The 22,472-nt window shown below is 53.6% G+C and carries 24 protein-coding genes; 12 read left to right on the forward strand and 12 right to left on the reverse strand.

The window, feature by feature from the left end; genetic code table 11:
• Window positions 1–17: 17 nt before the first annotated feature.
• Window positions 18–77 (reverse strand): protein YpfM, encoded by a 60-nt coding sequence (ypfM, locus tag ACO0U8_RS05410; protein WP_112168684.1) that lies wholly within the window; start codon window positions 75–77, stop codon window positions 18–20.
• 199 nt (window positions 78–276) lie between these two features.
• Here ypfM and ACO0U8_RS05415 point away from each other — a divergent pair, with 199 nt between their 5' ends.
• The 4 genes from ACO0U8_RS05415 to ACO0U8_RS05430 are packed head-to-tail and all read left to right on the forward strand — an operon-like array spanning window position 277 to window position 2,662.
• A complete protein-coding gene (locus tag ACO0U8_RS05415) occupies window positions 277–660 on the forward strand; it encodes an ArsC family reductase (protein ID WP_122095965.1) in 384 nt (127 codons plus the stop codon).
• Between the two features lies 1 nt (window position 661).
• A complete protein-coding gene (gene dapE / locus ACO0U8_RS05420; RefSeq protein WP_421670423.1) occupies window positions 662–1,789 on the forward strand; it encodes a succinyl-diaminopimelate desuccinylase in 1,128 nt (375 codons plus the stop codon).
• Window positions 1,790–1,800: 11 nt separating this feature from the next.
• Window positions 1,801–2,466 carry a M15 family metallopeptidase gene (locus ACO0U8_RS05425; RefSeq protein WP_421670677.1) on the forward strand — a complete coding sequence of 222 codons (666 nt, stop codon included), beginning with the start codon at window positions 1,801–1,803 and terminating at the stop codon, window positions 2,464–2,466.
• A gap of 10 nt (window positions 2,467–2,476) precedes the next feature.
• Window positions 2,477–2,662: a YpfN family protein gene (locus tag ACO0U8_RS05430; RefSeq protein WP_056771358.1), complete on the forward strand. Its 186-nt coding sequence runs from the start codon at window positions 2,477–2,479 to the stop codon at window positions 2,660–2,662.
• Window positions 2,663–2,706: 44 nt separating this feature from the next.
• Here the strand turns inward: ACO0U8_RS05430 and ypfH are convergent, their stop codons facing one another.
• The 7 genes from ypfH to dapA all read right to left on the reverse strand — a co-directional run bounded on the left by ypfH (window position 2,707) and on the right by dapA (window position 9,882).
• On the reverse strand, window positions 2,707–3,351 hold the full coding sequence (gene ypfH, locus ACO0U8_RS05435; protein ID WP_421670424.1) for an esterase: 645 nt from the start codon (window positions 3,349–3,351) through the stop codon (window positions 2,707–2,709).
• A gap of 108 nt (window positions 3,352–3,459) precedes the next feature.
• Window positions 3,460–5,454, reverse strand: coding sequence for a tRNA(Met) cytidine acetyltransferase TmcA (locus ACO0U8_RS05440; protein WP_421670425.1), 1,995 nt, complete (start codon window positions 5,452–5,454; stop codon window positions 3,460–3,462).
• Window position 5,455: 1 nt separating this feature from the next.
• Window positions 5,456–5,908: a DUF441 domain-containing protein gene (locus ACO0U8_RS05445; protein WP_056771350.1), complete on the reverse strand. Its 453-nt coding sequence runs from the start codon at window positions 5,906–5,908 to the stop codon at window positions 5,456–5,458.
• A 123-nt stretch (window positions 5,909–6,031) separates the two neighbouring features.
• Window positions 6,032–6,910: a neutral zinc metallopeptidase gene (locus ACO0U8_RS05450; RefSeq protein ID WP_056771347.1), complete on the reverse strand. Its 879-nt coding sequence runs from the start codon at window positions 6,908–6,910 to the stop codon at window positions 6,032–6,034.
• A gap of 224 nt (window positions 6,911–7,134) precedes the next feature.
• On the reverse strand, window positions 7,135–7,848 hold the full coding sequence (gene purC / locus ACO0U8_RS05455) for a phosphoribosylaminoimidazolesuccinocarboxamide synthase (protein ID WP_056771346.1): 714 nt from the start codon (window positions 7,846–7,848) through the stop codon (window positions 7,135–7,137).
• A 56-nt stretch (window positions 7,849–7,904) separates the two neighbouring features.
• Window positions 7,905–8,984, reverse strand: a complete 1,080-nt coding sequence (gene bamC / locus ACO0U8_RS05460) for an outer membrane protein assembly factor BamC (protein WP_056771343.1) — start codon at window positions 8,982–8,984, stop codon at window positions 7,905–7,907.
• A 16-nt stretch (window positions 8,985–9,000) separates the two neighbouring features.
• Window positions 9,001–9,882, reverse strand: a complete 882-nt coding sequence (gene dapA, locus ACO0U8_RS05465) for a 4-hydroxy-tetrahydrodipicolinate synthase (protein WP_056771342.1) — start codon at window positions 9,880–9,882, stop codon at window positions 9,001–9,003.
• A gap of 145 nt (window positions 9,883–10,027) precedes the next feature.
• Here dapA and ACO0U8_RS05470 point away from each other — a divergent pair, with 145 nt between their 5' ends.
• Together ACO0U8_RS05470 and bcp are read left to right on the forward strand one after the other, a co-directional pair.
• Window positions 10,028–10,594, forward strand: coding sequence for a glycine cleavage system transcriptional repressor (locus tag ACO0U8_RS05470; RefSeq protein WP_421670426.1), 567 nt, complete (start codon window positions 10,028–10,030; stop codon window positions 10,592–10,594).
• A 25-nt stretch (window positions 10,595–10,619) separates the two neighbouring features.
• Window positions 10,620–11,093: a thioredoxin-dependent thiol peroxidase gene (gene bcp / locus ACO0U8_RS05475; protein WP_056771336.1), complete on the forward strand. Its 474-nt coding sequence runs from the start codon at window positions 10,620–10,622 to the stop codon at window positions 11,091–11,093.
• 81 nt (window positions 11,094–11,174) lie between these two features.
• On the opposite strand, the gene ACO0U8_RS05480 is transcribed toward bcp, so the two are convergent.
• Complete coding sequence (locus ACO0U8_RS05480) at window positions 11,175–12,239, reverse strand: AI-2E family transporter (RefSeq protein ID WP_056771333.1); 1,065 nt, start codon at window positions 12,237–12,239, stop codon at window positions 11,175–11,177.
• 259 nt (window positions 12,240–12,498) lie between these two features.
• Between ACO0U8_RS05480 and ACO0U8_RS05485 the strand changes: the two genes are divergently transcribed.
• Window positions 12,499–14,034: a M48 family metalloprotease gene (locus ACO0U8_RS05485; protein ID WP_421670427.1), complete on the forward strand. Its 1,536-nt coding sequence runs from the start codon at window positions 12,499–12,501 to the stop codon at window positions 14,032–14,034.
• Window positions 14,035–14,057: 23 nt separating this feature from the next.
• Entirely contained in the window at window positions 14,058–14,414 is a 357-nt protein-coding gene (gene arsC, locus ACO0U8_RS05490) for an arsenate reductase (glutaredoxin) (protein WP_414071459.1), read from the forward strand.
• 49 nt (window positions 14,415–14,463) lie between these two features.
• Here arsC and hda read toward each other — a convergent pair whose 3' ends face one another.
• The 3 genes from hda to upp form a co-directional block, all read right to left on the reverse strand.
• A complete protein-coding gene (gene hda, locus ACO0U8_RS05495) occupies window positions 14,464–15,171 on the reverse strand; it encodes a DnaA inactivator Hda (protein WP_122096119.1) in 708 nt (235 codons plus the stop codon).
• A gap of 176 nt (window positions 15,172–15,347) precedes the next feature.
• Window positions 15,348–16,640, reverse strand: a complete 1,293-nt coding sequence (gene uraA / locus ACO0U8_RS05500; RefSeq protein WP_056771322.1) for a uracil permease — start codon at window positions 16,638–16,640, stop codon at window positions 15,348–15,350.
• Between the two features lie 80 nt (window positions 16,641–16,720).
• Window positions 16,721–17,347 carry a uracil phosphoribosyltransferase gene (gene upp / locus ACO0U8_RS05505; RefSeq protein WP_056771320.1) on the reverse strand — a complete coding sequence of 209 codons (627 nt, stop codon included), beginning with the start codon at window positions 17,345–17,347 and terminating at the stop codon, window positions 16,721–16,723.
• Window positions 17,348–17,579: 232 nt separating this feature from the next.
• Here upp and purM point away from each other — a divergent pair, with 232 nt between their 5' ends.
• The 4 genes from purM (at window position 17,580) to ppk1 (ending at window position 22,470) form a co-directional block, all read left to right on the forward strand.
• A complete protein-coding gene (gene purM, locus ACO0U8_RS05510; RefSeq protein WP_056771315.1) occupies window positions 17,580–18,617 on the forward strand; it encodes a phosphoribosylformylglycinamidine cyclo-ligase in 1,038 nt (345 codons plus the stop codon).
• A 35-nt stretch (window positions 18,618–18,652) separates the two neighbouring features.
• On the forward strand, window positions 18,653–19,291 hold the full coding sequence (purN, locus tag ACO0U8_RS05515) for a phosphoribosylglycinamide formyltransferase (RefSeq protein WP_421670428.1): 639 nt from the start codon (window positions 18,653–18,655) through the stop codon (window positions 19,289–19,291).
• Window positions 19,292–19,514: 223 nt separating this feature from the next.
• The gene (gene speG / locus ACO0U8_RS05520; protein ID WP_056771309.1) at window positions 19,515–20,090 is read left to right on the forward strand and encodes a spermidine N1-acetyltransferase; all 576 of its coding nucleotides are present in this window, start codon (window positions 19,515–19,517) and stop codon (window positions 20,088–20,090) included.
• 310 nt (window positions 20,091–20,400) lie between these two features.
• Entirely contained in the window at window positions 20,401–22,470 is a 2,070-nt protein-coding gene (gene ppk1 / locus ACO0U8_RS05525; protein ID WP_056771308.1) for a polyphosphate kinase 1, read from the forward strand.
• Window positions 22,471–22,472 lie beyond the last annotated feature (2 nt).

The raw sequence follows: 22,472 nt of genomic DNA on the forward strand, positions 1-22,472 counted from the left end.
CTGTCACGGTGTGGCTGTTACGCGTTCAACATACGGTCGATAAAGTCTTTCCAGTTTCCTAATTCTTGCTCTAACATTTTGCTCCCCTTGATTGGACGATGGGATTATACGGTTATATTTTAAACAAACAAATTATACCGATCGCTTATATAACCTGGATCACAATCCCGCCCCGTCTGGATCCTGCCCGCGTTTTGCCTCATTATGTGCCCTATCCTCGCGCCCGCATTCTGTGCTGGTGAAAAGTTCATAATTACTGACAGGTTACGTTTTTCTATGGCAACGACTTCGGCTTCAGCCCCATTTATTCTTTATGGCATTAAAAATTGCGATACCGTGAAAAAAGCCCGTCGCTGGCTGGAAGAAAACGGTGTCAGTTGCCAGTTTCATGATTACCGGGTTGAGGGGCTGGATGACAGCCTGTTGCAGAACCTGATCGACAAACAGGGCTGGGAAGCGATGCTAAACACCCGTGGCACCACCTGGCGCAAACTCGATGAAGCAACCCGCGCTGGCTGTGACAATGAAGCCCGCGCTAAAGCGGTGATGCTGGCGCATCCGGCTGTCATCAAACGCCCTTTTTTACTGGCACCCAATGGCCAGTCTCTGCTGGGATTCAAACCAGAGAGCTATCAGCAATTCCTTGCGGAGGTAAAATAACATGAGCTGTCCCGTTGTCGATCTTGCCCAACAGTTGATCCGTCGTCCGTCACTCAGCCCGGACGATGCAGGCTGCCAGGAGATCATGATCGCCCGCCTCGAGGCCATTGGTTTCCACGTTGAGCCGATGCATTTTGGCGATACCCTGAATTTCTGGGCGACGCGCGGTGAAGGCAAAACGCTGGCCTTCGCCGGACACACCGACGTGGTGCCGACCGGCGATCACAAACTCTGGGTCACCGGCCCGTTTGAACCCACCCTGCGCGACGGCATGCTTTATGGCCGCGGCGCGGCGGACATGAAAGGTTCGCTGGCGGCAATGGTGGTTGCAGCAGAACGCTTTGTGGCCGCTAACCCGCATCACAAAGGGCGTCTTGCCTTTCTGATTACCTCTGACGAAGAGGCCAGCGCGGTCAACGGCACGGTAAAAGTGGTCAATGCGCTGATGGAACGTAATGAACGCCTGGATTATTGTCTGGTCGGCGAGCCTTCCAGCACGACCCGCGTAGGTGACATTGTGAAAAATGGCCGTCGCGGTTCCATGACCGCCAACCTTCACGTTCACGGCGTTCAGGGCCACGTAGCCTATCCGCATCTGGCTGATAATCCGGTGCATCGCGCCATGCCTGCACTGAACGAGCTGGTGGCTACCCTGTGGGATAATGGCAATGAATTCTTCCCGCCAACCAGCATGCAGATCGCCAATATCAATGCCGGTACCGGCAGCAACAATGTCATTCCCGGCGAACTGTATGTGCAGTTTAACTTCCGCTTCAGTACCGAACTGACCGATGAAATCATCAAACAGCGCGTCGCCGCGCTGCTGGACAGCCATAATCTGCAATATACCCTGAACTGGGTGGTGTCCGGCCAGCCGTTCCTGACCTCACGCGGGGCACTGGTCGAAGCCGTGATTAACGCGGTTCGTCACTACACTGAGATGACTCCCGAGCTGCAAACCACCGGCGGAACCTCCGACGGGCGCTTTATCGCACTGATGGGCGCGCAGGTGGTCGAACTGGGGCCGGTAAACGCCACCATTCACAAAATCAACGAATGCGTTCATGCCGCCGATCTTCAGGTTCTCAGCCGTATGTATCAGCGCATCATGGAGCAGTTAGTCGCATGATAACCCAAGAGATGCTGACCGGACGCTCAACCGCTCACCTGGTCACATTGGGCGACGGGCCACACCGTTTGCAGCCAGAGGCGGCACAGGCGTTTGCCCGGATGCAGCAGGCAGCGCGTGAAGCGGGGTTTGATCTCCAGCCAGCCAGTACCTTTCGTGATTTTGATCGCCAACTGGCTATCTGGAATGGAAAATTTCGCGGTGAGCGACCAGTATTAGATAAGGACAGCCAGCCAGCAGACGTCAGCGGATTGTCTGCCGCACAGCGGTGCGAACTGATCATGCGCTGGTCGGCATTGCCGGGCGCCAGCCGCCACCACTGGGGCAGCGATCTGGATGTGTACGATCCGCGTCGGGTGCCTGCCGGCCAGACGTTACAGCTGGAGCCGTGGGAATATGAGCAAGGCGGGTATTTTTATTCGCTGAACAACTGGATGTCAGACCATATGGCGGAGTTTGGTTTTTATCGTCCGTATGCTGAAGACCGTGGCGGGGTAGCTGTTGAACCCTGGCACCTGAGTTATCGCCCGCTGGCGCAGTTGTGTGCATCACAACTGACGCCGGAGGTGCTTATCAGTGCATGGCAAGGGCAAGATGTGGCCGGTTCTGACTGGGTTATCAGTGAGATGGCCACCCTCTTCCCGAGATTCATCGCCCTACCAACAAACAACATTTAAGGAGCACGCCATGGAGTGGATTAAAGATTACTGGTGGATCATTTTGATCATTCTGATTGGTATGTTGATCAGCGGTGTGAAGGAACTGCGACGCGTTGATGTGAAAAAATACCTCAACGACAAACCCGAAATTCCACCGCATCGCGATAATAATGCCGAGTGGGACAAAGATGATGAATGGCCGAAGAAGAAGTAAAAGCAGTTAAAAACGAAGGCAGCCAAACTGGCTGCCTTTTTTGATCAATGCACCGGTGGTTCGTCATTCTGCAAATGCGAAATGGCGGTGTTGATCATGTGCGAATCCAGCCCGTGCGCCATGCCCGCCTGAATATTCAGGGTACAGGCGCAGCCTAAAGCGTTGAGCCGTTCGGCCGCACTTCTGGACTGGAACGGATTGATCACCGGATCCTGCTCGCCGTGAATAAAATGCACCACAGTGCCTGCCGAAATGGGTTTTTCCGGCAGATTAGCGAAACGGCCACTGAAAGCGATAATGCGCGAAGCGAGATGTTCTTCCACTTTGGTGGATTCCAGCGCCATGATGGTGCCCTGTGAAAAACCGACTAACGTGGTATTTTCAGGAGTGACGCCGGTTTTTTGCTGCCAGTCGCGGACAATCTCAATAAACAGCGGCATCGCGGCATCAATGCGCGGCTGGCGGTTTTTCTCCGTCACGCCCTGTACTGAGAACCACTGAAACCCACGGCCAAAGTCACAAATATCCGGGCTGCCGACGCTGACGACCTGAGCCTGCGGGAAAGAGACGGCGAAAAACTTGCCAATTTCACCCATCGAAATCGGGTTATCGCCCACGCCGTGAAATAATAAAATCAGCTGGTTAGCACGCGCTTCCGGCTGCTGGACGATAATCTGTTCTGAGCTCATGGGTTTCTCCCGTTTTAGGTTAATGCCGTCACTATACGCCGCCTGCCGGTGAGTGAAATCGGGTTTTATTGAATGAGTCTTTCCATTTTTTGCAATGAAATCTGCCCGTTATTGTCCCCGGCCACAGGCTTTGAGCGCCTGCTGCGTTTCCTCTCGCCAGCGGGCCAGCAGCGCCCTGCGGCCGGTTAGTTGCAACATTTGCACGATTTCCGCGGTGCTTTTTCCCTGTTGTAACCAGGCACGCAGCGCCTGCAACGGCAACGGGCTGGACATCAGCAGGCGGCTGAGGGCGGGAAGACTGCTTTGTGCAGGCCGGTGCGCGAAGGCAAATCCTGCCAGTTCGCGCCAGTCGGCGTCATTCATCTGGGTATCACCTTCAGGCGGGAACGGCAGCCGGATATCGGTCAATGTCGCCAGCCAGCGCCAGTCACGGTGAAGTTGATTTAATGCTGCCTGAGCCAGTTCATGCCCCGCAGGACTGAGCGGTAATATCGCCATCGCGGCATAACATCCGCTGCTGGCTTCTTTCTGCGTGCTGATACGCGCAAGCTGAAAACCGGCCTGATGCCACAGCGCGGCAAGTTCTTCGGTATAACCGAAACTCACCGACAGAAAATCCAGCCCCGCCTGCAGCGCACGCTTTTGCTGTTCCGCCAGTAAATGGCGGGCGATCCCCCGCCGCCTCAGCGCCGGGTGTACTGCAATGCGACTGACGCGCCGTGAACGTAATACGGCGGCTTCGGGGAAACCTGCGTGAGCCGCGAGCGACTGCGCCACCAGATTGCCGCGCGGACGCCGCCGCCCCGCCCAGACATCCTGCGCCAGCGCCTCGCTAAGTCCGCCCTCATCCACCAGCCACAGCGCACCGGTTAACGTCGGACCTTGTCTGGCGGCGCTGAAGGTCATCCCCGGCGCATCCAGTAAACGACGCAAATCCAGCGGCGAAGTACGGTAATGCGCGCTGGTCAGCAGGCCGTAAAAATCCTTTAGCAGCGCGGGCTCCTGACACCAGCATGCGGCGCTAACAGGGAAAATTTCCGGCGTTTCACCGCTGTTATGCACGTCTGGCAGATGTTCTTCAAACAGCAGCAGTTCGCTTATCAATGGCTCGAGCGGATCCTGTTCCGACCAGCGTATCGGTGCACTCAGCCGCAGATCGTGCCATTGCGGCAGTGATGCACAAAACTTCAGCAAAAAACCGCGCCCGGTGCCTTCGTAGCCCTCCACCGTGGTGGTAAGCAACACACGCGGGAAGGCTTTGACCATTACCGAAAGCATCGGCGCAGGGATGGCAGCGGCTTCGTCGATAATCAGCCAGTCAGCGCCGTTGACCGCCCCTTCGCGACATAAGGTCAGCAGAGCATCAGGCGCTATAAACCGTACCGACTCCGGTGCATGACAGAGAATGTGATCAACCGAACGTTTGCCCGGCGCCGTCACCCAGCAGGTGCCCGGCCATTGTGCTGCCAGCATACCTGCCAGCGTGGATTTGCCACGGCCACGAGGCGCAGTCAGCACCCACACACCGGATTTAGCCTGCATCAGCCGTTGCAGAATCGTCTGCTGCTGCGGCGTTGGCTGACCATCTGGCGGCAGCCAGCGCGCAGCAACGGGCAACGGGGAAAGTTCAAAATCGGTGTCTTGTCTGCACAGTGCAACGTGCGGCGCGTTTTGCAGCAAACGCTGAAAACGATGGATAAAACGGGGCGTAGCGATCGGTTGCGGCTGTTCACTCCAGCGCAGGCTGTCGCTGTCCGGCTGTTGCACCCAAAGCTGCCATGGCGGCACCAGCAAAATCAGCCAGCTTCCGGCTTTCAGCGTGCCGGAAAAGGCAGCCAGTGCCTCGACATCCAGCCCGCTGCGCGCATCAAAAATGCCGTGTAAAACGTCCTGACCCAGCAGCGTCCGGGCCGCAGAGGGTGAGCAGGCGTTCACTCCGGCGGGCGGCGAATCACTGAGCCACAGCCAGTCGCCTTCGCAGCCTGCCGACACATGTCTGGCCTGATCTTCACACCAGCCCGCTTCCCCGCTAAACACCAGTAAACGCCGCACCCCCTGGTGCTGCATCTGATGCTGTAATGAGGTCAGGGACGCGGCGGGCATGTCAGCTTTTCCCTACCAGCATCGACAGTAAACCGGCGGCGATCAGCGGCCCGACCGGCACGCCTTTAAACAGCGCGACGCCGAGTACGGTACCGACCAGCAAACCGGCAACCAGATGGGGCTGCGTTCCCATCAGCGTCAGACCGCGCCCACCCAGCCACGACACCAGCACGCCGACCAAAATAGCGGCGATAGATTTCCAGTGCAGGAAGGAATGCACAATGGTGCTGGCACTGATTTTTCCGCTGGCAATAGGCGCCATCACTCCGACAGTCAGGATGATAATGCCGATGGTCAGGCCGTATTTTTCTATCCAGGGGAAGAAGTTGTTCAGCGGCGTGATACGTACCGTCAGCAGGAAAAACATCGCGATAGTCACCGCGCTGTTGTGACTGATAATGCCGAGCCCGGCAAACACCAGTAAGATCAAAAGGGTTGGATCGAGAAAAGCCATAGCGTTCCCTGCGTTTTCCTGTCAGGAAGTAAAAAAGGCTCCGGGGAGCCTTTTGAATCGGTCATTGATTATTGAACAGTTTTTGCAGCCAGACCAGAACTGAATAGCCTGCATTTCACCGAATCAGCGGCTGGCAAAGGTGTTGCACTGATCGGGATTACCGGTATCGAAACCGCGCTTGAACCAGGTATACCGCTGCTGAGAGGTGCCGTGCGTAAAGCTGTCCGGCACCACGCGCCCCTGGCTTTGCTGTTGCAGACGGTCATCGCCGATCGCCTGCGCGGCGTCCAGCGCCTCTTTCAGATCGCCCTCTTCGAGCACATTTTGTTGCTGCATGGCATGGCCCCAGACGCCGGCGTAGCAGTCAGCCTGGAGTTCCATTTTCACCGACAGCTGATTCACCGCCGCCTGCGATGCGCCCTGCTGCATCTCGCGCACCTTGCGTTCAATGCCCAACAGATTTTGTACGTGATGGCCGACTTCGTGCGCCACGACGTAACCCTGTGCAAAATCACCGCCCGCGCCCAGTTTGTTCTGCAATTCCTGATAGAAGGAGAGATCGATATACACCGTGCTGTCCGCCGGGCAGTAGAACGGCCCCATCACCGACTGGCCGGTACCGCAGCCGGTGCGGGTTGCGCCACGGTACATCACCAGTTTCGGTTCGCGGTAAGTCATCCCCTGTTTCTGGAAGATTTCTTTCCAGGTGTCTTCCGTAGAAGCGAGGATCACCGAGGTGAATTTCGCCTGCTCATCATCTTTCGGGCTGATGGATTGCGATTGTGTCTGCTTTTGCACACCACCGGACTGCCCGCCATCGATAAGCGGTGTCAGATCAATGCCGTAATAACCGGCGACCAGCACCACGATAATAATCACGATGCCACTTTTCCCACGGATCGGCAGACGCATTCCGCCACCGCCCGGACCACCACCGGAGTTGGATCCCTGTCCGCGTCTGTCTTCCACATTGTCGCTTTCGCGACGCCCTTGCCAACGCATACTCCACCTCCAGACTGTTTTTATAAAGACTAGCCAGCGCGCGCGGTTAATACCATCCGCGCAAGGACGTAATTTTAGGTCAGAAGGCATTAAATGAAATAAAACAGTGGGGAAAAGGGGAAATTAAATGCGTAAGAAGAAATCGGGTGGCACAAATACCACCCGGTTTGATACAGCCCCGCTACGTAAACGATTGCGCGTCAGGGCTGAAAACTGACTGACGATCAGTCCAGTTTCACACCGATGCGGCGAGCAACTTCTTCGTAGGCTTCGATCAGGCCACCCAGACTCTGGCGGTAGCGATCTTTATCCATCTTGTTCAGGGTTTCTTTATCCCACAGGCGGCTGCCATCTGGCGAGAATTCATCACCCAGTACGACTTCACCGTTGAACAAACCGAACTCGAGTTTGAAATCGACCAGAATCAGACCGGCATCATCAAACAGTTTGGTCAGCACGTCGTTGGCTTTGTAGCTCAGCTCTTTCATGCGTGCCAGATGCTCTTCGTTCACCCAACCGAAGGTTTTGCAGTAAGACTCATTGATCATCGGATCATGCATCGCATCGTTTTTCAGGAACAAATCGAACAACGGTGGATTGAGTACCAGACCTTCTTCAATGCCCAGACGTTTTACCAGCGATCCTGCAGCACGGTTACGGATAACGCATTCAACCGGGACCATATCCAGTTTTTTCACCAGCACTTCGTTGTCAGACAGCAGGCGTTCCATTTGTGTCGGAATACCGGCTTCTTCCAGCTTAGCCATGATGAAATGGTTAAATTTGTTGTTAACCATGCCTTTACGGTCGAACTGCTCAATACGCTGACCATCCAGTGCTGACGTATCGTTGCGGAATTCCAGCACCAGCAGGTCCGGGTTTTCTGTGGTGTAGACGGTTTTCGCCTTGCCGCGATACAACTCAGCTAACTTTTGCATCTTTACTTACTCCAGTGGAAAAAACAGATGTAAAAAGGGGCCGAAGCCCCTTGGTATTATTTTGCACTGCTCTGGCTAAATGCGGCCTGCATGACCGCCACCATCGCGTCGTTCTGCGACTGGCTGAGAGCATGTCCTTTTGGATCAAGGAACTGCAAGCTACTGCGGTTGTCGAGGTCGCCAACCTGAAGTTTGTAATCACCGGAGGACAGACCCGGATCTTTCGCACCCAATGTCTGCCACGCATCGTCATTCAACGGTTTGTAGGTGACGGATATTGTGCCCTGCGGACGGCTGCTGTCGGTCACTTTCATGCCGGCTTTCGCCAGGGCATTCGGCAAGCGATCCCACACCACGCCATAACTGGTACGCACGATCAGCACCGGCAGGCCGGTATCGTCTGCGCCGCTTTGCACGTCGATCTCGCCAACGCGACGATTATCGAGACGGGCTTGCGTATCCTGCTGCACTTTATCCAGATTTGCGGTGATGGAGTTCATCATCTGGCTGTTATAACGCTGGATTTCAGCCGATGTGGTGACCGCTTTATCCTGCTGTTTCAGTTCAAGCGTTTTCACGGTCAGGGCTAACTGGTAGCTCTGCTGTTTCACGCTGATCTGATAACGGCCCTGATACTGGAAGTCTTCATCTGCACGATTCCAGTTAACGAAATCTGTGGTCAGCGTCTGGTTAGCATCATCACGGTTAGCGATGGTGTAATTGTTTTGCTGAACGGCTTTAACCACGTTGTTCCACAAATCACGGTTCTGAGCAGTGTTTTCCAGCAGCACGGTACTGCTGTCGCCGGAGAATTGCGTTTGTGAACCGTTCAGCAAGGCCAGAGGCTGCATCGGTGGACGGATGTCGAGCTGTTTGCCCACCGCACCTTGCATTGCACCGGCCTGAACATCGTACGTTCCGTTCTGTACAGGCAGAATCATCCCGGCAGGGGCTTTCAGCTCATGCAGGGCGGGTGCATCCAGATAGGATTCATCGCCGCTCACCTGGCGCTTGTAGCGCTGGTCGCTTGAACAGGCCGCCAGCAGCATGATCAGGGAAACCCCAACCACTTTCGCTACGGCTGATTTCTGCAATCGGGTCATCTGGAAACTATTCTTGTCAAATAAAGAGGCCATCAAATCTTCCTAAGAGTTACAGCAAACCGGCGCTTTTTAATGCGTGTTCCACGACCGGACGGGCAGCATCTGTTAACGGCGTCATAGGCAGACGCAGAGTATCTGTTGCCATCAACCCCAGTGCCTTACAGGCCCATTTCACCGGGATTGGGTTTGCTTCTACAAACAAATTCTGATGCAACGGCATCAGGCGCTGATTCAGGCGACGCGCTTCGGCAAAGTTGCCACATGCCGCCAGTTCACAAAGTTGAGCCATTTCACGCGCAGCCACGTTGGCCGTCACAGAAATCACCCCTTTGCCACCGAGTTGCATAAAGTCCAGACCGCTGGCGTCATCGCCGCTCAGCAGAATGAAATCTTCATCATCAACCAGCACTTGGATCTGACTAACACGACTTAAGTTCCCTGTTGCTTCTTTAACAGCAACAATATTCTTTAATTTGGCTAAACGCGCGATGGTCGGCGGCAACATATCGCAGCCGGTACGTGAAGGCACGTTGTAGAGAATTTGTGGCAGAGAGGTGTTTTCAGCGATGGCTTTAAAGTGCTGAAACAGACCTTCCTGAGTCGGACGATTGTAATATGGGGTGACTGTCAGACAGCCCACAACGCCACTCTTTTCAAAACGTTGCGTCAGTGAAATCGCTTCGGCGGTGGCGTTTGCCCCGGTGCCTGCGATAATAGGAATGCGTCCATCGGCCAGTTCCAGCGTTTGCATGACCACGTCACCGTGTTCGTCATGACTTAACGTCGCCGACTCGCCTGTTGTGCCAACGGAAACGATCGCCGCAGTACCACTGGACACATGATAATCAATCAGTTTTTTCAGACTCGCGCGATCGACAGCACCTTTGGCGTCCATCGGCGTAACCAGTGCAACAATACTTCCCGTAAACATTGACCTTCCCCTCCACAAACAGGTCACTCATGGTACTTTTGACACCACTGCAAAAGCAAGCAAACAACGTGTTGTAAGCGCTTGTCCGGCGGTTTTTTTTATGTTTACCTTGGGAATACTCCCAAGCACGACAGGAAGACCCATTTTGCCGCAGCCACAACAACATTATCTGGTTATCACCGCGTTAGGTGCCGATCGCTCAGGTATCGTCAATACCATCACCCGCCAGGTCAGCAGCTGCGGCTGTAATATTGAGGACAGCCGGCTGGCGATGCTCGGTGATGAATTTACCTTCATCATGCTGCTTTCCGGCAGCTGGAACGCGATTACGTTGATTGAATCGACACTGCCGCAAAAAGGCGCCGAGCTGGAATTGCTGATCGTGATGAAGCGCACCAACGCGCCGGAACGCCCGCCGATGCCAGCGACCGTATGGGTGAAAGTGGAAGTGAAAGACTCCCCGCACCTGATCGAGCGTTTCACGGATTTATTCGATACGCACCAGATGAACATTGCAGAACTGGCGTCAAAAACCCGTCCTGCTGAGGGCACAACGGCCGCCCAGCTTTCCATTCAGATGACGGCGCACAGTGCTGCTAATACCGATCCGGTAATTATTGAACAAGCCTTTCATCAGCTATGTACAGAACTGAATGCGCAAGGCAGTATTAACGTCGTCAGTTATTCTGAGAATGAAAATAAACTGCAGTAATCGCTAAGAGATACGGAGAAAGACAATGAGCCCACTGAAAGCCGGTGATCCTGCGCCGCAATTTAGTTTACCCGACCAAGACGGTGAACAAATTAATCTGGCCGACTTCCAGGGACAGAGAGTCCTGGTTTATTTTTATCCAAAAGCAATGACCCCTGGCTGTACCGTACAGGCCTGTGGACTGCGCGATAACATGGATCAGTTGAAAAGTGAGGGTGTGGAAGTGCTGGGCATCAGCACGGATAAACCTGAAAAACTGTCGCGTTTTGCTGAGAAAGAGCTGCTGAACTTCACGCTGTTGTCCGATGAAGATCATCAGGTTTGCGAGCAGTTTGGCGTCTGGGGTGAAAAATCCTTTATGGGGAAAACCTACGACGGTATTCATCGCATCAGCTTCCTGCTTGACGGCACTGGCAAGGTCGAAAAAGTGTTCGACGACTTTAAAACCACCAACCATCATGACATCGTGATGGCCTATCTGAACGAGAAGTCCGCCTGATAACTCACGGGTGACCCACGTTCATAAAAAAAAGCGCAGACGCGCTTTTTTTATTTCCTTCATTCATTTCGCCCTGCCGGTTCAGACGCTTTCGTTGAGCAGTTCATCCGGCCAGACGTGCACCACAGCTTTGACCAGGGTCGCCAGCGGGATCGCAAAGAATACGCCCCAGAACCCCCACAAACCGCCGAACACGACAACCGAGAGGATAATCACCAGCGGGTGCAGATTCACGGCTTCCGAGAATAGCAGCGGCACAATCACGTTTCCGTCCACGCCTTGTACCACCAGATAGGCAACGAGCAGCGTCCAGAAATCGGCACCCAGTCCCCACTGGAACATCGCCACAATCACCACCGGGATGGTCACCAGCATGGCGCCGATATAAGGGATTAACACCGAGATCCCCACCAGCACCGCCAGCAGCAGCGAATAACGCAAGTCCATCACCCAGAACACCAGATAGGTGGCGACACCCACGATAATCATCTCAAGCACTTTGCCGCGAATGTAATTGGTGACCTGCTGATTCATTTCTGCCCAGACCTGCCCCGCCAGCCCGCGATCGCGTGGCAAAACGCGACGCACGGCATTCAGCATTTGCTCTTTATCCTTGAGCAGGAAGAAGACCATCATCGGCACCAGAATCAGGTAAATCGCCAGCGTCAGCAAACCGACCAGCGAGGCCACTGAATACTTCACGACCGATTCGCCCAGCCCGGATAGTTTGCTGCGCATATTTTCGGCCATCATGTCGATGATACCGGCATCAACCAGCGCCGGATAACGCCGGGGCAGCGTAGCGGCAAAATCATAGAAACGGTTAAGCATGCTGGGTAAATCCGCCAGCAAATTAACGCCCTGTTGCCAGGTCACCGGCGCAACAACAAAAATACCCAGCATCAGAATACCGGCGAACAGAATCAGCACCACGCTGACCGCCAGCGTGCGCGAAAGCCCGACATGTTGCAGGCGCACAGTTGGCCATTCCAGCAAATACGCCAGCACTATCGCCACCAGCAGCGGTGCCAGAATACCGTTAAGAAAGTAGAGAATACAAAAACCTGCAACCAAAATTGCCAGCAACGCAATGGCTTGCGGGTCGGTAAACCGGCGGCGATACCACTGTAATAACATGTCCAACATCAGAGAATGCTCCTGTAAATTCCGGTATCTGGTAGGGTTGCGCTCTTCGTTCCCTGCGCACTCTGACACAAGTAACTATCTTTTATATTTGTTGTCACACAACTGTAGCCGCAGAGTGTTTTAAACTCTCACGAGGATAGCTACTATAAAGTTCAGCGCAAACAATAGCGCCAGAAATAATGTTCATCCCTTCAGTTCACGGAAGAAAAGCTCTTAAAGCTCATCGGTGTGCGGATAAATTATTGGGAAGCAAATGTATATGGTAATGCGATTGAAAAAAACCGTGATCGCCCTGTGTCTGGGCAGCCTGTTCAGTAGCGCAATTTTTCCGGCAGGCGCTGATGACAGTTCATTCTGGTCGACACCGGCAACGTCTTCCGCCAAAACGACGACATCCCCCTTAGCGCCTTCGGTGAGCGATCAGTTACCGGATATTGGCACCACGGCAGGCGGAACGTTAAGCATTAATCAGGAATTGCAGATGGGCGATTTCTACGTCCGTCAGATGCGCGCCAGTACCCCGCTGATTAACGACCCTTTGCTCAATCAGTACATCAATGAACTCGGACAGCGTCTGGTTTCTCATGCCTATTCAGTCCGCACGCCGTTCCATTTCTTTATTGTGAATAACGACGAGCTTAACGCCTTCGCTTTCTTCGGTGGCAACGTGGTGCTTCACTCCGCGCTGTTTCGTTATACCGACAACGAAAGCCAGCTGGCATCGGTGATGGCGCATGAAATCTCCCACGTCACCCAGCGCCATCTGGCCCGTGCGATGGAAGATCAGCAGCGCAATGCGCCACTGACCTGGGTCGGCGCACTGGGCTCTATTCTTCTGGCGATGGCCAGCCCGCAAATGGGGATGGCGGCGCTGACCGGCACCCTGGCAGGCACGCAACAGGGGATGATCAGTTTCACCCAGGGCAACGAGCAGGAAGCGGACCGTATCGGTTTGCAGGTTTTACAGCGCTCCGGGTTTGATCCGCAGGCAATGCCGGCGTTTTTACAGAAACTCGCCGATCAGGCAAGTTATTCCACCCGTCCGCCGGAAATGCTGCTGACGCACCCCCTGCCCGACAGCCGTCTGGCGGACGTGCGTAACCGTGCCAATCAGATGCCGCATACGGTGGTGCAGTCTTCGCAAAATTACCTGATGGCGAAAGTGCGAATGCTCGGTATGTACGGTTCTGAAAGCTTCCCGCTGACCGATGACTATCTGCAAAAACTGAGCAACGGCAACGTGCGCGAACAACTCGCCGCGAAATACGGTCAGGCGCTGCAGTTTTATAAAGCCAAAAAATACGATCAGGCACGGGCAATACTGGATCCGCTGATGGCGCAAAATCCGGGCAATGACTGGTTGCTGGATTTATCAACTGATAACGATCTCGAAAGCAAACGCGCACCTCAGGCCATCGCCCGTCTCGAAGCCGCAGGGGCCGCCAGCAGCACCAATCCGGTGCTTCAGCTCAATCTGGCGAATGCTTATTTAGAAGGAGCGAAACCGGCCAATGCCAGCAGGATCCTCAACCGTTATACGTTCAATTATCCGGGTGACCCTAACGGATGGGATTTACTGTCTCAGGCGTCTGCCGCGCAGGGGATGCGCGCGCAGGAACTGGCCGCCCGCGCTGAAAGCATGGCGCTGATCGGCAGGTTAGATCAGGCGATAGAAATGCTGAGTAACGCCAGCGCATTGCAAAAATTAGGTAGTCTGGAACAAGCCCGCTACGACGCACGTATCGACCAGTTGCGTCAGCTGCAGGGACGTTTCCGCCAGTATCAGAAAGGCTGAATTTGATGATTAAGGAAGAGTGTATGCCAAAAGATGTCGCTATCTACCACAACCCGCGCTGCTCAAAGAGCCGCGAAACGCTGAAATTGCTGGAAGATGCCGGGATCGAGCCGGAAGTGATTTTATATCTGGAGACGCCACCGACCGTTGCGACCTTGCAGGATCTGCTGAACAAGCTGGGGTTCAGTTCGGCACGCGAACTGATGCGCAAAGGCGAAGAGATTTATAAGACACTGAACCTGAGTGAGAAAAGCCTGAGCGAAACACAGTTGTTGCAGGCGATGGCTGAAAATCCAAAGCTGATTGAACGTCCGATTGTACTGGCAAACGGCAAAGCGCGTTTAGGGCGGCCACCGGAACAAGTCAAAGAGATTTTGTAACCCCGCACGCCGGTTCGGGTTCGTGATGCGAACCCGGACTCCTTTCCGCTTACAGCCCCAGAATATCCTTCACGAACGGGATCGTCAGTTTCCGCTGAGCGGTAATCGATGCGCGATCGAGCTGATCGAGCGTTGTGAACAGCGTGCGCATTTCACGATCCAGACGTTTGAGCAGGAAACGGCCAACATCTTCCGGCAATTCAAATCCGCGCAGTTTTGCGCGCAACTGTAATGCCTGAAGTTTTTCTTCATCGGAGAGCGGCTGCAGTTTATAGATTTGCCCCCAGTCGAGGCGCGAAGCCAGATCCGGCAGGCTGAGGTTCAGCTGGCGCGGAGGACGGTCGCCGGTAATAAACAGACGCGTGCGGCCGGTTTCAAGAATGCGGTTATAGAGATGGAAAACTGCTGCTTCCCATTCGTCATCTCCGGCAATGCCCTCGATGTTATCAATGCAGACCAGCGCAAGATGCTCCATGCCGTCCAACACTTCTGGCACAAAATAGGCGCGTTTATCTAAGGGCACATACCCCACGGCTTCGCCACGCTGGGATAATTCCGCGCAGGCCGCGTGAAGAAGATGGCTGCGGCCGCCGCCTTCGCGTGACCAGAAATAAATATAGGTGCCGTGTTCCTGATGCAATGCGGTCTGAATAGCAGATAGCAGAGAGGGATTCTCACCCGGATAAAAACTGGCAAAGGTTTCATCATCGGGAAGATAAAGTGGCAGGGAAAGCTGTGCCGGCGTATTCAGAAGCACCTCAACCAAAGCGGTATGAAGACCGCAGATGTTGTCTCGTCAATAAAAAGGAACGACCGAATTCTAGCAAGGATCCGCAACGAAATGAACTCTGCCGAGTGCAACCGCTTGTGATCCGAGCACCTGACCGGGAAGCGCTGCGCCCGCCGGTCAGGTGTTTCGTGAAAATACCGCCATCAGACAGGCGGATTTTCCCGCTCGTCTTCAATATCAATGATCTTTTCTTCGCCACGGAAGATCTCAATCACCTTAAACAGCAGGCTGAGGAAGATGCCAACGATGGTCGCCAGCGCCATGCCTTTCAGCTCCGCCGCGCCGATGTGGATCTTAGCCCCGCTGACGCCGATGATCAGGATCACCGCCGTCAGGATCAGGTTCTGCGCTTTGTTGTAATCGACCTTTGATTCGATCAGTACGCGGATACCCGATGCACCGATCACGCCGTACAACAACAACGACACGCCGCCCATCACCGGAACCGGCACCGCCTGAATGGCCGCCGCTAATTTACCGATGCACGACAGCAGGATCGCCAGTATTGCCGCGCCGCCGATGACCCAGGTGCTGTAGACCTTGGTGATCGCCATGACGCCGATATTTTCGCCGTAGGTGGTATTGGGCGTGGAACCGAAGAAACCAGACAGCACCGTCGACAGGCCGTTCGCCAGCATTGAACGGTGCAGGCCGGGGTCACGCAGCAAATCTTTTTTGACGATGTTTGCCGTCACGACCAGATGCCCGACGTGCTCTGCAATCACCACCAGCGCCGCCGGCAGGATGGTCAGGATGGCCACCCATTCAAAACGTGGAGTGTAGAAGGTCGGCAGTGCAAACCAGTGCGCACTGGCAATCGCAGAAACATCTACCACGCCCATAAAGAAGGAGAGCGCGTAACCGACCAGCACACCGATCAGGATCGGGATAATCGCCAGAAAACCACGGAATAACACCGAACCCAAAATGGTCACCGACAGCGTCACCACTGAAATGGTCACGGCGGTGGAATCCACCGGCGCGCCATCAGCAGGCAGCAGCCCGGCCATGTTCGCCGCCACACCGGCCAGCTCCAGACCGATGACGGCAACGATTGCGCCCATCGCCGCCGGAGGGAACATCACGTTGATCCAGCCAATGCCCGCTTTCTTCACAATCAGCGCCACCAGGCAGAACAACAGCCCGCAGGCGATGAACCCGCCGAGCGCCACTTCATAACCCATCGGCAGCAGTAACAGCACCGGTGAGATAAAGGCAAAACTCGAACCGAGATAAGCCGGTATTTTCCCTTTACAGACAAACAGATACAGCAAAGTCCCTATGCCATTGAACAGCAGCACCGTCGCCGGATTGATTTTGAACAGAATCGGCACCAGAACGGTGGCACCAAACATGGCAAAAAGATGCTGGAAACTCAGGGGAATCGTCTGCAATAACGGCGGACGTTCACTTACCCCGATGACACGACGGGTCATGGATTGATCCTCTGTAAAAAATGGCGGGTAAAAAAATCTCAAAAAAAAGCCGACTGCTTAGTCGGCTTATTGCTTGCTGCTTATTTCGTACCAAATATCTTATCGCCCGCATCACCGAGTCCCGGGATGATGTAGCCTTTTTCATTCAGCCCCTGATCAATCGAGGCGGTGTACAACTCAACGTCAGGGTGCGCAGCTTCCAGCGCGGCAATCCCTTCCGGTGCAGCCACCAGTACCAGCACTTTAATGCTCTGGCAGCCGGCTTTTTTCAGCAGGTCGATGGTGGCAATCATAGAACCACCGGTCGCCAGCATCGGGTCAACAACCAGCGCCAGACGTTCTTCGATATTAGAAACCAGTTTCTGGAAATACGGCACAGGCTTGAGGGTTTCTTCATCACGGTACACGCCAACCACGCTGATGCGTGCGCTCGGTACGTGCTCCAGTACGCCTTCCATCATGCCCAGACCGGCACGCAGGATAGGCACAACGGTGATTTTCTTACCTTTGATCTGATCGATTTCGACCGGGCCATTCCAGCCTTCAATCGTCACTTTTTCAGTTTCTAAATCGGCAGTCGCTTCATACGTCAGCAGACTTCCCACCTCAGAAGCCAGTTCGCGAAAACGTTTCGTGCTGATGTCGTTCTCACGCATCAGGCCCAGCTTGTGTTTCACCAGCGGGTGTTTCACCTCGACGATCTTCATTTTTTATTCTCCTAAGGTGGTTGAGCTGCAAAAAAAAATCGCGAGATTATAACGCCATTTTTTTTCAACGCCATAGCTTATAGCCTGATCTGGATCATCAGGAGCCCCGATAGAGTATAGACAGCCTAAAAATCATCATCGAATAAGGCGCTCGCAAACGTTTGCCTGCGCTGTTAGAATTGCCCCGCTTTATTCTTCAACCACCAACCCAAACCGCCGTGGGGACTTCGCAGTGACCGACAAAACCTCTCTCAGCTATAAAGACGCAGGCGTAGATATCGATGCCGGTAACGCATTGGTAGATCGCATTAAAGGTGTAGTAAAACAGACTCGCCGCCCGGAAGTGATGGGTGGACTGGGCGGTTTTGGTGCTCTCTGCGCGCTGCCGCAAAAATACCGTGAACCCGTTCTGGTTTCGGGCACCGACGGCGTTGGCACCAAGCTGCGTCTGGCGATGGATTTGAAACGCCACGATACTATCGGTATCGATCTGGTCGCGATGTGCGTCAACGATTTAATCGTTCAGGGTGCTGAACCGCTGTTCTTCCTCGACTATTATGCCACCGGCAAACTGGACGTCGATATCGCCGCCAGTGTGATCACCGGGATCGCCGAAGGCTGTAAGCAATCGGGCTGTGCGTTAGTCGGTGGTGAAACCGCTGAAATGCCGGGCATGTATCACGGCGAAGATTATGACGTCGCAGGTTTCTGTGTCGGCGTGGTGGAAAAATCAGAAATTATCGACGGCAGCAAAGTGGCTGACGGCGACGTGCTTATCGGTCTTGCCGCCAGTGGCCCGCACTCCAACGGCTATTCTCTGGTGCGCAAAATTCTGGAAGTCAGCAACACCAATCCGGAAACCACCGATCTGGCAGGCAAACCGCTGGCCGATCACCTGCTGGCACCGACCAAAATCTACGTGAAATCGATCCTTAATCTGATCGAAAACGTGGATGTTCACGGCATCGTTCACCTGACCGGTGGCGGCTTCTGGGAAAATATTCCCCGCGTTTTGCCGGACAATACGCAGGTCATTATCAACGAATCCAGCTGGGAATGGCCGGACGTCTTCACCTGGTTGCAAACCACCGGTAACGTCAGCCGTCATGAAATGTACCGCACCTTTAACTGTGGCGTGGGCATGGTCGTGGCACTTCCGGCAGAGCTTGCCGACCAGGCGATTGCTTTACTGAATGACAATGGTGAAAAAGCGTGGAAAATTGGCTATGTTAAGGCCTCTGATTCCGCTGAACGCGTGATCATTGAATAATCAGGTAAATCAACTGACTGAAGACAGGTACTGATATGAAAAGGATTGTGGTTCTGGTATCGGGCGAAGGGAGCAATCTCCAGGCTCTGATAGATGCCTGCCAGCAGGGACGAATTAACGCGCAGATCAGCGCTGTCTTCAGTAATAAATCCGCCGCTTACGGTCTGGAGCGCGCGCGACTGGCAGACATTCCGGCACAGGCTCTGGATGTTAAAGCCTACGAAGACCGCGCGGCATTTGATATCGCGCTTGCCGATGCCATCGAGGCTTATCAGCCCGATCTGGTGGTGCTGGCGGGGTATATGCGTATTCTTACCGCGGATTTCGTCCAGCGTTTCGCCGGGCGCATGATCAACATCCACCCTTCCCTGCTGCCGAAATATCCCGGTTTACACACTCACCGTCAGGCGATTGACAATCAGGATGATGAGCACGGTACGTCCGTGCATTTCGTGACAGAGCAGCTCGACGGTGGCCCGGTTATTTTGCAAGCCAAAGTGCCGGTATTCAGTGACGACAGCGAAGACGATCTGGTGGCCCGCGTGCAAACGCAGGAACACAATATCTATCCGCTGGTGGTCAGCTGGTTCGTTGAAGGACGTTTATCCCTGAAAAACGATCAAGTTTTACTGGATGATAATCCACTCCCCGAACAGGGTTACGCGGCGGATTAATCTGCCTTATCGCGATGATTTCACCAGAAACCGGCCCAGTGCCGGTTTTTTATTTCCTGTCATTTGACACTTGTTTACAGTTTAGCCGATATAATCCCCTTCCCGGCGCACGTTTAAACGTCGTTTGTGCGCCGACCTTCGTCTGAAACTCAGTCGTTTCAGATTTCATCTTCAGGAAGGTTACCTCAGGTAAAACGGCTTTTGATTTTTTGAGGAACACCCCATGTTTAGCAATAACAGCGTCAGATTACGTCCACTGGAAAAGGACGATCTGTCGTTTGTTCATCGTCTTGATAATAACGCCAGCATTATGCGTTATTGGTTTGAAGAGCCTTATGAGGCCTTTGTCGAGCTGACCGATCTTTATAACAAGCATATTCATGACCAAAGCGAACGCCGCTTTATCATTGAATTCCAGGGCGGACCTGTCGGCCTTGTGGAGCTGGTGGAAATTAATCACATCCACCGCCGCGCGGAATTTCAGATCATCATTGACCCGCAGCATCAGGGCAAAGGTTTCGCCGGAGACGCGGTGCGTCTGGCAATGGATTACGCCTTCTCTGTGCTCAACCTCTATAAACTGTATTTAATCGTCGATAAAGAAAACCAAAAGGCGATCCATATCTACAGCAAATTAGGGTTTGAACTGGAAGGCGAATTGAAACAGGAATTCTTCGTGAACGGAGAATATCGCAGCGCCATCCGCATGTGTATTTTCCAGCCGCAATTCCTGGCGAAATATAAAACCAAACCGGTGCAGATCAAACCGGAAGCGGTGATTGGCGCAGGCGCAGTCTGATTTAATTCAGCGGATCCTGCCTCATTTTCTGCGGGTGAAGGGCGTGAATGTCCTTCACCCGTAAGACTTTTCCCCTATTTCCCCCTCTTTTATTCCTTCTTCTAAAACTCTCCCTGTTATGTTGGACTTTCCTGTCAATCTTTCGCAATATTGTTAGTAGACACTAGGCCCCTCACACAAAAGGCTTGCTGTTACGCTGACGGTTTCGAAAAGCGAACGGCACGAAGATGATGTTGAGCTAAATTGCGGTGTTTTCAGGCAAAATTTTGCCTGTATGGGCCAGGTTGCAAGCTAAACGAACGGAGTGAAAATGGGTCAGGAAAAGCTTTATATCGAGAAAGAACTAAGCTGGCTGTCCTTCAATGAACGCGTCTTGCAGGAAGCAGCAGACAAAAGTAATCCCCTGATCGAACGGATGCGGTTTTTAGGCATTTATTCCAACAACCTCGATGAATTTTACAAAGTCCGGTTTGCCGATTTAAAACGACGCATCCTCATCAGTGAGGAGCAGGGATTTCTTGGCGCTTCCCGGCATTTGCTGAAAAAAATTCAGGCGAAGGTGCTGCGCATCGATCAGGAATTCGACAGCCTTTATAACGATTTGCTGCTGGAAATGGCGCGTAATCAGATTTTCCTGATTAACGAGCGTCAGGTGTCTGAGAATCAACAGCTCTGGCTGCGACAGTACTTCAAACATCATCTGCGCCAATTTATCACGCCAATCCTTATCAATCACGACACCAATCTGGTGCAGTTCCTGAAAGACGATTACACCTATCTGGCGGTCGAAATTATCCGTGGCGAAGAGATCCATTACGCGCTGCTGGAAATCCCGTCCGATAAAGTGCCGCGTTTCGTCAATCTGCCGCCGGAAGCGCCACGCCGCCGTAAGCCAATGATCCTGCTGGACAACATTTTGCGTTATTGTCTGGACGACATTTTCAAAGGCTTCTTCGATTACGACGCGCTGAACGCCTATTCGATGAAAATGACCCGTGACGCCGAATACGATCTGGTCACGGAAATGGAATCGAGCCTGCTGGAACTGATGTCATCGAGCCTGAAACAGCGTCTGACCGCCGAACCGGTGCGGTTTGTTTATCAGCGCGATATGCCCAATGAGATGGTCGAATTGCTGCGCGGTAAGCTCGGCATTTCTAACTACGATTCCGTGATCGCCGGTGGCCGATACCATAATTTCAAAGATTTCATCGGTTTCCCTAATGTCGGTAAAGCCAATCTGGTGAACCGCCCGCTGCCAAGATTGCGGCATCTCTGGTTCGATAAATTCCGCAATGGTTTTGCAGCGATCCGCGAGCAGGATGTGCTGCTGTACTATCCGTACCACACGTTTGAACACGTGCTTGAGTTGCTGCGTCAGGCGTCATTCGACCCGAACGTGCTGTCGATCAAAATCAATATTTACCGCGTCGCCAAAGACTCGCGCATTATTGAATCGATGATCCACGCGGCGCACAACGGCAAGAAAGTCACCGTGGTGGTTGAGTTACAGGCGCGCTTCGACGAAGAGGCAAACATTCACTGGGCGAAACGTCTGACGGAAGCCGGTGTACACGTTATTTTCTCTGCGCCGGGCCTGAAAATTCACGCAAAACTCTTTCTTATTTCCCGCCGCGAAGGCGACGAAATTGTCCGCTATGCTCATATTGGAACCGGGAATTTTAACGAGAAAACGGCACGCCTTTATACCGACTATTCGCTGCTCACCGCGGATGCGCGAATCACTAACGAAGTCCGTCGGGTATTCAACTTTATCGAAAACCCTTACCGTCCGGTGTCCTTTGAGCATCTGATGGTTTCGCCACAGAACTCGCGGGACATGCTGTACCGGTTGATCGACCGGGAAATTGCCAATGTTCAGGCCGGCGGTACCGGCGGTATTACGCTGAAAATCAACAACCTTGTGGACAAAGGGCTGATCGACCGTCTTTACGTGGCATCCAACGTCGGGGTAAAAATCCGTCTGCTGATCCGCGGGATGTGTTCACTGGTGCCTAATCTGCCCGGTTTTAGCGAAAACATTCAGGTCACCAGTATCATCGACCGTTATCTTGAACATGATCGCGTTTACGTGTTTGAAAACGGCGGCGATGCCAAAGTGTTCCTGTCTTCCGCTGACTGGATGACGCGTAATATCGATTACCGTATCGAGGTGGCCGTCGCGTTGCTCGATCCGCGGCTTAAACAGCGCGTGCTGGACATTCTGGAGTTACTGTTTAATGACACAGTCAAAGCCAGAGTGATTGATAAAGAACTGAGCAACCGGTATGTTCCACGCGGAAATCGCCGCAAAGTCCGTGCGCAGCTGGCGATTTACGACTATCTGAAAGATCTGGAACAACAGAGTCAGCAAGCCTGAAC

Source organism: Rahnella sp. EDr1-12, from assembly GCF_049206505.1.
Lineage (GTDB): Bacteria > Pseudomonadota > Gammaproteobacteria > Enterobacterales > Enterobacteriaceae > Rahnella > Rahnella rivi.

Coding starts and splice junctions, on each gene's coding strand:
- ACO0U8_RS05415 (WP_122095965.1), top strand. CDS start 277: ATGGCAACGACTTCGGCTTCAGCCCCATTTATTCTTTATGGCATTAAA.
- dapE (WP_421670423.1), top strand. CDS start 662: ATGAGCTGTCCCGTTGTCGATCTTGCCCAACAGTTGATCCGTCGTCCG.
- ACO0U8_RS05425 (WP_421670677.1), top strand. CDS start 1,801: ATGCTGACCGGACGCTCAACCGCTCACCTGGTCACATTGGGCGACGGG.
- ACO0U8_RS05430 (WP_056771358.1), top strand. CDS start 2,477: ATGGAGTGGATTAAAGATTACTGGTGGATCATTTTGATCATTCTGATT.
- ypfH (WP_421670424.1), bottom strand. CDS start 3,351: ATGAGCTCAGAACAGATTATCGTCCAGCAGCCGGAAGCGCGTGCTAAC.
- ACO0U8_RS05440 (WP_421670425.1), bottom strand. CDS start 5,454: ATGCCCGCCGCGTCCCTGACCTCATTACAGCATCAGATGCAGCACCAG.
- ACO0U8_RS05445 (WP_056771350.1), bottom strand. CDS start 5,908: ATGGCTTTTCTCGATCCAACCCTTTTGATCTTACTGGTGTTTGCCGGG.
- ACO0U8_RS05450 (WP_056771347.1), bottom strand. CDS start 6,910: ATGCGTTGGCAAGGGCGTCGCGAAAGCGACAATGTGGAAGACAGACGC.
- purC (WP_056771346.1), bottom strand. CDS start 7,848: ATGCAAAAGTTAGCTGAGTTGTATCGCGGCAAGGCGAAAACCGTCTAC.
- bamC (WP_056771343.1), bottom strand. CDS start 8,984: ATGGCCTCTTTATTTGACAAGAATAGTTTCCAGATGACCCGATTGCAG.
- dapA (WP_056771342.1), bottom strand. CDS start 9,882: ATGTTTACGGGAAGTATTGTTGCACTGGTTACGCCGATGGACGCCAAA.
- bcp (WP_056771336.1), top strand. CDS start 10,620: ATGAGCCCACTGAAAGCCGGTGATCCTGCGCCGCAATTTAGTTTACCC.
- ACO0U8_RS05480 (WP_056771333.1), bottom strand. CDS start 12,239: ATGTTGGACATGTTATTACAGTGGTATCGCCGCCGGTTTACCGACCCG.
- ACO0U8_RS05485 (WP_421670427.1), top strand. CDS start 12,499: ATGGTAATGCGATTGAAAAAAACCGTGATCGCCCTGTGTCTGGGCAGC.
- arsC (WP_414071459.1), top strand. CDS start 14,058: ATGCCAAAAGATGTCGCTATCTACCACAACCCGCGCTGCTCAAAGAGC.
- uraA (WP_056771322.1), bottom strand. CDS start 16,640: ATGACCCGTCGTGTCATCGGGGTAAGTGAACGTCCGCCGTTATTGCAG.
- upp (WP_056771320.1), bottom strand. CDS start 17,347: ATGAAGATCGTCGAGGTGAAACACCCGCTGGTGAAACACAAGCTGGGC.
- purN (WP_421670428.1), top strand. CDS start 18,653: ATGAAAAGGATTGTGGTTCTGGTATCGGGCGAAGGGAGCAATCTCCAG.
- speG (WP_056771309.1), top strand. CDS start 19,515: ATGTTTAGCAATAACAGCGTCAGATTACGTCCACTGGAAAAGGACGAT.
- ppk1 (WP_056771308.1), top strand. CDS start 20,401: ATGGGTCAGGAAAAGCTTTATATCGAGAAAGAACTAAGCTGGCTGTCC.